The 9,019-nt window shown below is 69.7% G+C and carries 8 protein-coding genes and 1 pseudogene; 7 read left to right on the top strand and 2 right to left on the bottom strand.

Translation table 11 applies throughout. The features are described from left to right. The 5 genes and pseudogenes from glmU to E2E34_RS26850 form a co-directional block, all read left to right on the top strand. Positions 1–556 (top strand): annotated as a pseudogene (gene glmU / locus E2E34_RS26870) (bifunctional UDP-N-acetylglucosamine diphosphorylase/glucosamine-1-phosphate N-acetyltransferase GlmU); the annotation flags it as partial. A 109-nt stretch (positions 557–665) separates the two neighbouring features. Continuing rightward, positions 666–1,643 (top strand): ribose-phosphate diphosphokinase, encoded by a 978-nt coding sequence (locus E2E34_RS26865; RefSeq protein WP_138896327.1) that lies wholly within the window; start codon positions 666–668, stop codon positions 1,641–1,643. Between the two features lie 208 nt (positions 1,644–1,851). Beyond that, positions 1,852–2,436, top strand: a complete 585-nt coding sequence (locus tag E2E34_RS26860; RefSeq protein ID WP_138904497.1) for a 50S ribosomal protein L25/general stress protein Ctc — start codon at positions 1,852–1,854, stop codon at positions 2,434–2,436. 126 nt (positions 2,437–2,562) lie between these two features. Further along, a complete protein-coding gene (gene pth, locus E2E34_RS26855; protein ID WP_208765350.1) occupies positions 2,563–3,153 on the top strand; it encodes an aminoacyl-tRNA hydrolase in 591 nt (196 codons plus the stop codon). A 66-nt stretch (positions 3,154–3,219) separates the two neighbouring features. Next, the gene (locus E2E34_RS26850; RefSeq protein ID WP_138904495.1) at positions 3,220–3,687 is read left to right on the top strand and encodes a hypothetical protein; all 468 of its coding nucleotides are present in this window, start codon (positions 3,220–3,222) and stop codon (positions 3,685–3,687) included. Positions 3,688–3,815: 128 nt separating this feature from the next. Here the strand turns inward: E2E34_RS26850 and ppc are convergent, their stop codons facing one another. Then, positions 3,816–6,542, bottom strand: coding sequence for a phosphoenolpyruvate carboxylase (gene ppc / locus E2E34_RS26845; RefSeq protein WP_138904494.1), 2,727 nt, complete (start codon positions 6,540–6,542; stop codon positions 3,816–3,818). A 218-nt stretch (positions 6,543–6,760) separates the two neighbouring features. Here ppc and E2E34_RS26840 point away from each other — a divergent pair, with 218 nt between their 5' ends. Continuing rightward, entirely contained in the window at positions 6,761–7,744 is a 984-nt protein-coding gene (locus E2E34_RS26840) for an acyl-CoA desaturase (protein ID WP_208765349.1), read from the top strand. Continuing rightward, positions 7,741–8,430, top strand: coding sequence for a TetR/AcrR family transcriptional regulator (locus tag E2E34_RS26835; protein WP_138896332.1), 690 nt, complete (start codon positions 7,741–7,743; stop codon positions 8,428–8,430). Before E2E34_RS26840 ends, E2E34_RS26835 begins: the two co-directional genes overlap by 4 nt. Before the next feature lie 10 nt (positions 8,431–8,440). Here the strand turns inward: E2E34_RS26835 and E2E34_RS26830 are convergent. Beyond that, a partial coding sequence (locus E2E34_RS26830; protein WP_138904493.1) for a serine hydrolase occupies positions 8,441–9,019 on the bottom strand: 579 nt, incomplete at its 5' end.

Genomic DNA, 9,019 nt, shown 5'->3' with positions numbered 1-9,019 from the left:
GTGTGGGGTGGGTCCCAACTCGCGGCTGGTGGACACGGTCGTGCACGCGGGTGCGCGGGTGGACAACACGGTCGCGGAGGGTGCGGAGGTGGGTGCGGGGGCGACTGTCGGCCCGTTCGCCTATCTGCGGCCGGGGACGAGGCTGGGTCCGAAGTCGAAGGCCGGCGCGTATGTGGAGATGAAGAACGCCGTGGTGGGTGAGGGTACGAAGGTGCCGCATCTGTCGTATGTCGGTGACGCGACGATCGGCGAGTACTCGAACATCGGCGCGGCGAGTGTCTTCGTGAACTACGACGGTGAGGCGAAGCACCACACGACGATCGGTTCTCACTGCCGGACGGGTTCGGACAACATGTTTGTGGCGCCTGTCACGGTGGGGGACGGTGCGTACACCGCTGCGGGGTCTGTCATCACCAAGGATGTGCCGGCCGGTTCGCTGGCCGTGGCCCGGGGCCAGCAACGGAATATCGAGGGGTGGGTGGCCCGTAAGCGGCCGGGCAGTGCTGCGGCGCAGGCGGCTGCGGCGGTGGCGGAACAGGCCGACGGCGAAAGCTGACCGGAAACAGGTGCGTCGAACTCGGCGTACCGTGATACGTGCACACAAATTCGGCTGGTTCGCGCGGAAGTGGTTCGCGGCCAGAGGACACGTCTGAGGAGACAGTGCTGTGACCGGGATCAAGACGACCGGCGAGAAGAAGTTGATGCTCTTCTCCGGCCGCGCCCACCCCGAGCTGGCCGAGGAGGTCGCGCACCAGTTGGGTGTCGGCCTCGTGCCGACGAAGGCTTTCGACTTCGCCAATGGAGAGATCTACGTTCGCTTCCAGGAGTCGGCGCGTGGCGCCGACTGTTTCTTGATCCAGAGCCACACGGCTCCGATCAATAAGTGGATCATGGAGCAGCTGATCATGATCGATGCTCTGAAGCGGGCTTCCGCGCGGAGCATCACGGTGATCATTCCGTCGTACGGCTATGCCCGTCAGGACAAGAAGCACCGTGGTCGTGAGCCGATTTCGGCGCGTCTGATCGCGGATCTGCTGAAGACCGCGGGTGCTGACCGGATTCTCACGGTGGATCTGCACACGGACCAGATCCAGGGGTTCTTCGACGGCCCGGTGGACCATCTGTCGGCGCTGCCGGTGCTGGCGGACTATGTCGGTGCGAAGGTTGACCGTTCGAAGCTGACGATCGTCTCTCCGGACGCCGGCCGGGTGCGGGTCGCCGACCGCTGGTGCGACCGTCTGGACGCGCCGCTGGCGATCGTCCACAAGCGGCGTGACAAGGACGTGGCTAACCAGGTGACCGTCCACGAGGTCGTGGGTGAGGTCAAGGGCCGGGTCTGTGTCCTGGTCGACGACATGATCGACACGGGTGGCACGATCTGTGCGGCGGCGGAGGCGCTGTTCGCGAATGGTGCGGAGGACGTCATCGTCACCGCGACGCACGGCATCCTGTCGGGTCCGGCGGCGGACCGGCTGAAGAACTCCAAGGTCAGCGAGTTCGTCCTGACGAACACGCTGCCGACGCCGGGCGAACTGGAGCTCGACAAGATCACGGTGCTGTCGATGGCGCCGACGATCGCGCGGGCCGTGCGTGAGGTCTTCGAGGACGGCTCGGTGACGAGCCTCTTCGAGGAGCAGTCGTAGCGCTTCTGCGGGTCCTGCGTGTGCTGAGGGCCCTGCGGTAGATCGATTTCTGGTACGGCCTCCCCGCCGGGTAGACTCCCTGAGTTGCTCGGCGAGGGAGGCCGTACTCATGCAGTACGGCGCATCCGTTATCGACGCGCTCTTCGTAGCAGGCCGTTTCGTGGCCGGGTGACCCCTTCCGTAGTTCGTCACCCGCGAGGAGTGCACCATGGCCGAGATCAAGATCGCCGCTGAAGTCCGTAACGAGTTCGGCAAGGGCGCTGCCCGTCAGACCCGTCGTGCCAACAAGGTTCCCGGTGTCATCTACGGCCACGGCGCCGAGCCCGTTCACGTCACCCTGCCGGGTCACGAGCTCATGATGGCGCTCAAGACCAGCAACGCGCTGCTCAGCCTGGATGTCGACGGCAAGTCCGAGCTCGTCATCCCCAAGGCGATCCAGCGTCACCCCATCAAGCGCAACATCACCCACGTCGACCTGCTCGCGGTCAAGCGCGGCGAGAAGGTCACGGTCGAGGTCGCGGTCCACACCGAGGGCGAGCTGGCCCCGGGCGGCAACCTGCTGGAGAACGTGCTGAACACGCTGTCGGTCGAGACCGAGGCGACGCACATCCCCGAGTCGGTCACGGTGTCCATCGCGGGCCTGGAGGCCGGTGCCTCGATCCACGCCAAGGACGTTCCGCTGCCCGAGGGCACCACGCTGGCCACGGACCCCGAGGCCATCGTGATCCAGGTTCTGGCCCCGCAGGCCGAGGAGGCCCCGGCCGAGGGTGAGTCCGAGGGCGCCGAGGCCTGAGCCTCGTCGTTCGGCTCGTAGTCGCTGTCCAGCCGCCGTTCCGCGCCTTGTGGCGCGGGGCGGCGGCTGGCGTGTGATCCGGTACAGGAACCGCCGCGGGAACCGGCGTATGAAGGAGACATGCAGATGACGGACGCAGCCGACCCCTGGCTGATCGTGGGTCTGGGCAATCCGGGTCCTGATTACGCGGCCAACCGGCACAACGTCGGCTTCATGGTGGCCGATCTGCTCGCGGAGCGCATGCGGGCGAAGTTCAAGGCGCACAAGGCGCGTGCGCAGGTGGTGGAGGGCCGGATGGGGCCGCCCGGTCCGGCCAATCGGCGTGTGGTGCTGGCGAAGCCGCAGTCGTACATGAACCTGTCCGGTGGTCCGGTCACGGCGCTGCGGGACTTCTACAAGGTGCCGACGGCGCACATCGTGGCGGTCCACGACGAGCTGGACATCGACTACGGCACGCTGCGCGTGAAGCTGGGCGGTGGCGACAACGGGCACAACGGTCTGAAGTCGATGACGAAGTCGATGGGGCCCGACTACCACCGGGTGCGTTTCGGGATCGGGCGGCCGCCGGGGCGTATGCAGGTGGCCGACTTCGTGCTGAAGGACTTCTCCTCGACGGAGCGCAAGGAGCTGGGTTACTTCGTGGACCGGGCGGCGGACGCGGTGGAGTGTCTGGTCACCGAGGGTCTGGAACGCGCGCAGAGCACGTACAACTCCTGACATTCCGGCGGGATGCCCTGGCCGCAGGTTGACCGAGCGCGGTCGCATGGCCAAGGATCCCGGTCCATGGCCTCGAAGCGGACCCAAGCCCTCCTGTACGCCCGACGTGCGGCGATGGCAGCCATCGCCCTGCTGCTGCTCGTCGCCGGCGTCCGTTCCTCCTGGGGCACGGCCCAGCACGTGATGCTCTCCAAGGGCCGGGAGCACGGGACGCTGACGGTCGCCTCGTGCGGCGGTGAGACGTGCACCGGCCCGTACACGCCCGAGGGCCGTACGGCCGACCATCCGCGCGTGACGATCGAGAAGTCGATCGCGGCGAAGAAGGGGGCGCGGCTGCCGGTCGTCCTCAAGCCGGGCACGACCGAGGCGGTACGCGCCGGAACCCCCGGCATCCTCCATGCCTGGGCCCCTCTGGGCGGCGCGCTGCTGCTGGCGGCGCTGGTCGTCGCCGGGGGCCTGCGGCTGACCCGCCTGGCCTGGGGCGCGGCCCTGGCGGGCGGAATGCTGCTGGGGGCGGCGTTCCTGGCGCTGTGAGCCCCGGGAGTCCCACGTGACCCTCTGGTCGCGGACGGCCCGGCGCGGACCGGGCGCGGTACGCGAAAGCCCGCTGCCCCGCACCGGGAGGCGCGGGGCAGCGGGCCGAAGCCGGGGGCCTGGGAGGGTCAGCCCGTGTTGCGCAGGCCCGCCGCGACACCGTTGACGGTGAGCAGCAGGGCCCTCGCGAGCAGCGGGTCCGGCTCCTCGCCGGCCTCGGCGGCCGCGCGCTGGCGGGCGAGCAGCGAGACCTGGAGGTAGGAGATCGGGTCCAGGTAGGCGTCACGGATCGAGAACGTCTGCTGGAGCACCGGGTTGGAGCCGAGGAGCTGCTCCCCGCCCGTGATCCGCAGGACTTCCGCCACCGTGAGCTCGTGTTCGGCGCGGATCGTCTCGAAGACGTGCTTCAGGTCGTCCGGGACGAGCGTGTCGACGTAGTGCTGGGCGATGCGCAGGTCGGTCTTGGCCAGCGTCATCTCGACGTTGGACAGGAAGTTGCGGAAGAAGTGCCAGTTCTCCTGCATTTCTTCCAGGACCGTGTCCAGGCCCGCCTCGCGCAGCGCCTTCAGGCCCGATCCGACGCCGTACCAGCCGGGCACGATCTGCCGGGACTGGGTCCAGCCGAACACCCACGGGATGGCGCGCAGGCCGTCGAGGGAGACGCCGGACCCGGGGCGGCGGGAGGGCCGCGAGCCCAGGTGCAGGTCGGCGAGCTGGTCGACGGGGGTCGAGGCGAGGAAGTACGCCGGCAGGTCCGGGTCCTCGACGAGCTTGCGGTACGCCGTGTGGGCGGCCTCGGACACCGTGTCCATGGCCGCGTCCCAGCGCGCCAGCGCCTCGTCGGACTGGCGCGGCGAGGTGTGCAGCGCGGACGCCTGGAGGGTGGCGGCGACCGTCAGCTCCAGGTTCTCCCTGGCCAGGGACGGCACGAGGTACTTGTCGGAGATGACCTCGCCCTGCTCGGTCACCTTGATCTCGCCCTCCAGCGTGCCCCAGGGCTGCGCGAGGATCGCGTCGTGGGAGGGGCCGCCGCCGCGGCCGACGGTGCCGCCGCGGCCGTGGAAGAGCCGCAGGCGTACGCCGTACCGGTGGGCGACGTCGCGCAGGCGGCGCTGGGCGCGGTGGATCTCCCACTGGCTGGTGGTGATGCCGCCGAACTTGGAGGAGTCGGAGTAGCCGAGCATGACTTCCTGCACGTCGCCGCGCAGCGACACGAGCCGCCGGTACGAGGGGTCCGCCAGCATCTCGTCCAGGATGACGTCGGCCGCGCGCAGCTCGTCCGTGGTCTCGAGCAGCGGCACGATGCCGATCTTCGCCCAGCCGGCGTGCAGGTCGACCAGGCCGGCCTCGCGCGCGAGGACGGCGGCGGCGAAGACGTCGTCCGCGCCCTGGCACATCGAGATGATGTACGACTCGATGACCTCGGGTCCGAAGCGCTCCAGCGCCTCCTTGACGATGGTGAACACGCCGAGGGTCTTGTGCCCGGCGGCGTCCAGCGGCGCGGGCGTGGGGGCCAGCGGCCGCCTGGAGCGCAGCTCCTTCGCGAGGAGCTTCTGGCGGTAGTCGCGCGGCATGTCGGCGTACCGCCAGGACTCCTCGCCGAGGCGGTCGAAGAGCTGCCCGAGGGCGTGGTGGTGGGCGTCGGCGTGTTCGCGCACGTCCATGGTGGCGAGCTGGAGGCCGAACGCCGCGAGGGTGCGGATCGTACGGTCCATGCGGCCGTCGGCGAACAGGCCGCCGCGGTGCTCGCGCAGTGAGGTCTGGATGAGCGTGAGGTCGGCGAGGAGCTCGCCGGTGCCGAGGTAGTCGACGCCGGGCTGGTGCGCGGTGCCGTTGGCGAGGCGCTCGCGGGTGTTGACGAGCTTCTGGCGGATGCAGGTGGCCTTGAGCCGGTAGGGCTCCTCGGCGTTCAGGCGCTTGTAGCGGGGGCTGATCGGCAGTCGCTCCAGGTCGGCCTGGAGGGACGCCAGGAGCTCTTCCGTGGCGCCGGTGTAGCGGATGGAGTTCGACAGCTGCCCGCGCAGCTGGTCGACGAGCTCCAGGGCGTCGGTGATGCCGTGCTCGTGCTGGAGGATCAGGACGTCCCAGGTCACGGCGGGTGTGACGTTCGGGTTGCCGTCGCGGTCGCCGCCGATCCAGGTGCCGAAGGTGAGCGGCCGGGTGCCGGGGGGCAGCTCGACGCCGACGCGCTCCAGTTCGGCGGCGAGGTCCTCCAGGACATCGCCCACAGCGCCGGCGTGCAGCTCGTCGAGGTAGTAGATGGCGTTGCGCGCCTCGTCGGCCGGTTCGGGGCGTACGACGCGCAGCTCGTCCGTCTGCCAGATGAGGTCGATCGATTCGGCCAGACGGAGGTCGTGCCTGCGCCGGTCGGAGGAGATCACGGGGGTTTCGAGGAGCTCGGCGATGCGCCGGAGCTTGTTCAGTACGGACCGGCGCGCGGCCTCGGTCGGGTGGGCCGTGAAGACGGGCCTGACGTTGAGGTTCTTGACCGTGTGGCGCAGGTGCTCGGGGTCGGCGTCCTTGAGCCTGTCCGCCGTACGGGCGAGAAGTCCGCCCTCTTCTGCGCGCTTGGCGCGCATCTCACGGCCGCGGTGCACCTGCTCGGTGACGTTGGCAAGATGGAAGTACGTGGAGAAGGCGCGCACCAGCCGGGCTGCGGTCTCCAGGTCGGTGTCTCCGAGCAGTTCGGCGGCGGCTTCGCCGTCGGTGCGCGTCAGGGCGCGCACCCGCTCGACCAGCTCTAGGAGTTCGGGGCCTTCCTGCCGTACGAGGGTCTCGCCCAGCAGGTCGCCGAGGCGGCGGATGTCGGCACGCAGCTCCGCGCTGGTGTTGGAGTTCTGGTCGGCACTGCTCACAGGTGCGGCTCCTTGCAGTGTTTGAGCACGTCTGGAGGTTATGTGGACCACGCTGTCCGACGACACCCAGGATATGCGGCGCGACCGAACCCTTCCCCGGCGGCCTCTTGCCGCCGGGCAAAGCGCTGCCATACTTACGATGCCGTAGGTTACGCACCCGTAGCCAAAGCTTTCACGGCCAGTGCTTCCGACACATCCCTCACCCCCCAGGGGACCCCATGACCACTCGTTCCGACGTGCTCGACGACGCCCGCGAGGCGGGCGACGACACCTCGGCCTCCTCCGCGACCCGCGGCGGGGAGTCCAAGCGCTCCATCGAGCAGCTCGCGCTTCTCCTGTTCATCACCGTTCCCTTCCTGGCCCTGCTGGCCGCCGTGCCGCTGGCCTGGGGCTGGGGCGTGAGCTGGCTCGATCTGGGCCTGATGGTCTTCATGTACTACCTCGGGTGCCACGGCATCACGATCGGCTTCCACCGCTACTTCACCCACGGGTCCTTCAAGGCGAAGCGCCCGCTGCGCATCGCCCTGGCCGTCATGGGCTCGATGGCGGTCGAGGGGCCGCTGGTCCGCTGGGTCGCGGACCACCGCAAGCACCACAAGTTCTCGGACGCCGAGGGGGACCCCCACTCCCCCTGGCGGTTCGGGGAGACCCTGCCGGCCCTGATGAAGGGCCTGTGGTGGGCGCACATCGCCTGGATGTTCGACGAGGAGCAGACGTCGCAGGAGAAGTACGCACCGGACCTGATCAAGGACCCGGCGATCCGCCGCATCTCCCGCGACTTCGCGTACTACACGATCCTGTCGCTGGCGATCCCGCCGCTGGTGGGCGGCCTGGTCACGATGTCGTGGTGGGGCGCGTTCACGGCGTTCTTCTGGGGCTCGCTGGTGCGGGTGGCGCTGCTGCACCACGTGACGTGGTCGATCAACTCGATCTGCCACGCGGTGGGCAAGCGGCCCTTCAAGTCGCGCGACAAGTCGGGCAACGTCTGGTGGCTGGCCGTGCTGTCCTGCGGCGAGTCCTGGCACAACCTGCACCACGCCGACCCGACGTCGGCGCGGCACGGCGTCATGAGGGGCCAGATCGACTCCAGCGCCCGTCTGATCCGGTGGTGCGAGAAGGCCGGCTGGGCGTACGACGTCCGGTGGCCGAGCGCGGACCGTATCGACTCCCGGCGCAAGAGTGAGCCCTCCGAAGCGGCATGATGGGTGACGTGGCGATCGACGGCAGCAGTACGAACAGCGAGAAGAGCAGGCCCACTCCGAGCCGGCGGGCCCGTCGCGTCCGCATGACGGGCAAGGAACGCCGCGAACAGCTGCTGGACATCGGCCGCACCCTCTTCGCCGAGAAGGGTTTCGAGGGCACGTCGGTGGAGGAGATCGCGGCGAAGGCCGGTGTCTCCAAGCCCGTCGTGTACGAGCACTTCGGCGGCAAGGAGGGCCTGTACGCCGTCGTGGTGGACCGGGAGATGCGCCGCCTGCTCGACATGGTGACCGGGGCGCTGACCGCGGGTCACCCGCGTGAGCTGCTCGAACAGGCCGCGTTCGCCCTGCTGGACTACATCGAGACGTACACGGACGGATTCCGCATCCTGGTCCGCGATTCGCCGGTGGCCCAGTCCACGGGTACGTTCGCCTCGCTGATCAGCGACATCGCCACCCAGGTCGAGGACATCCTCGGCCTGGAGTTCAAGGCCCGCGGCTTCGATCCGAAGCTGGCCCCGCTGTACGCCCAGGCCCTGGTGGGCATGGTGGCGCTGACGGGCCAGTGGTGGCTGGACGTCCGCAAGCCGAAGAAGGCGGAGGTCGCGGCGCACCTGGTGAACCTGTGCTGGCACGGCCTGGAGAACCTGGAGGCCAAGCCGCGCCTGATAGGCCACAGGAAGAGCTGACCTGAGCGGGTCACCGGCCGGTGGCGAGTGCGTGGAGCAGTCCGTACGCCGTCTCCACCAGGCGGCATCTGTCTCCCCGGCGGGTCGCCAGGGCCGCGACGCCGGTGCCCGAGGCCGGGTGGAAGCCCAGGAACGCCTGCTGGCCGAAGGTGGCTCCGGCGTGGAAGAGCAGCGGCCCGCGCGGCCCCGGGTGGTGGAACCAGGTCAGGGTGTGGGTCTCGCGGTGGCGCACACCGTGGCGCAGCTGCGGGATCTGGACGTCGCGCAGGGCCAGGCGCAGCGGTGTCGCCCCGGGGCCGGGGGGCCCGGCGGGGTGCGCGTCGAGGAGTGCTTCGAGGTACGTGAGCAGGTCGCCGGGGGTGGCGCGGACCGCTCCGGCGGCCAGGAACGGGCCCATGCCGATGCCGGGTACGGGGGTGTGGCCGTCCCTGCGGTGCCCGACGGCGGTGGTCGCGGGGTCGCCGGGCCCGAGCGTGGTGCCGACCGTCCCCAGGGGGCCCAGTACGTGGCGGGCGAGCAGGGTGCGGCAGTCGGCGCCGGCGGCGCGGGCCATGGCGGGGGCGAGGAGCGCGACGCCGAAGTTGGAGTA

It is taken from the genome of Streptomyces albidochromogenes, assembly GCF_005981925.1.
Taxonomy (GTDB): Bacteria; Actinomycetota; Actinomycetes; order Streptomycetales; family Streptomycetaceae; genus Streptomyces; species Streptomyces albidochromogenes.
This window is presented reverse-complemented; position numbering and strand designations above follow the sequence as displayed.